This window comes from Poinsettia branch-inducing phytoplasma str. JR1 (genome assembly GCF_000309465.1).
Taxonomy (GTDB): domain Bacteria; phylum Bacillota_I; class Bacilli_A; order Acholeplasmatales; family Acholeplasmataceae; genus Phytoplasma; species Phytoplasma pruni.
This window is the reverse complement of record NZ_AKIK01000178.1, coordinates 1-780: the sequence shown is the minus strand read 5'-3', so window position 1 is coordinate 780 and position 780 is coordinate 1. Positions and strand designations below refer to the sequence as shown.

Genomic DNA, 780 nt, shown 5'->3' with positions numbered 1-780 from the left:
GAAGCTACCAAGCTCTCTAAAAAGAAAGGTTTACTTACTATTTTGTGAGGATAAACAAAGCGGAATTAGAAAACACAGATCTAAAAGAAAATTGCATATTTAATTTTATAATGCTTTATATATTAAAATACATTGTTTTGCGTTCAATTTTCGTTGTTTAAGTGTTTAAATAACAACCAACTTAAAAAATTTAAAATTTTAGTTGTATATCAATCATCTTTTAATTCTCTTAACCATAAATCAATAATCTTTTAAATCTTTATCTATAAATCCATCATCTCTTAATTCTTTTTCTATAAATTCAGCATTTCTTAATTATTAAGATGTATATGAATTCAATATATTACAAATCTTTTAATTCTTTAACTGTATATCCAGCATCTTTTAATTCTTTATCTGTAAAGTCAGCTATATATTTTAATTCTTTAGCTGTATATCCAGTATCTTTTAATTCTTTAGCTGTATACCCAGCAATTTTTAAATCACTAGATATAAATCCAGCATCTTTTAATTCTTTAGCTGTATATCCACTACCTCTAAAATCTTTCATTTTAAGGCAACCAACATCTCTTAATTCCTTAGCTGTATATCCAGCATCTTTTAATTCTTTAACTGTATATCCAGTATCTATTAATTTTTTAGCTGTATTAAAAGTATCATATAATTCTTCAGCTTTAATTCCAGCATCTCTTAAATTTCGAAGTGAAAATTCGGTATTTAATATTTCTTTAGCTGTAAATCCACCATCTCTTAATTCTCTTGCTGTATAACCAGCATCTC

The 780-nt window shown here is 25.4% G+C and carries 1 pseudogene; it reads right to left on the bottom strand.

From position 1 onward, the window contains the following. Positions 1–343: 343 nt before the first annotated feature. Positions 344–780 (bottom strand): annotated as a pseudogene (locus tag ON17_RS03695) (type IVB secretion system protein DotG/IcmE); the annotation flags it as partial.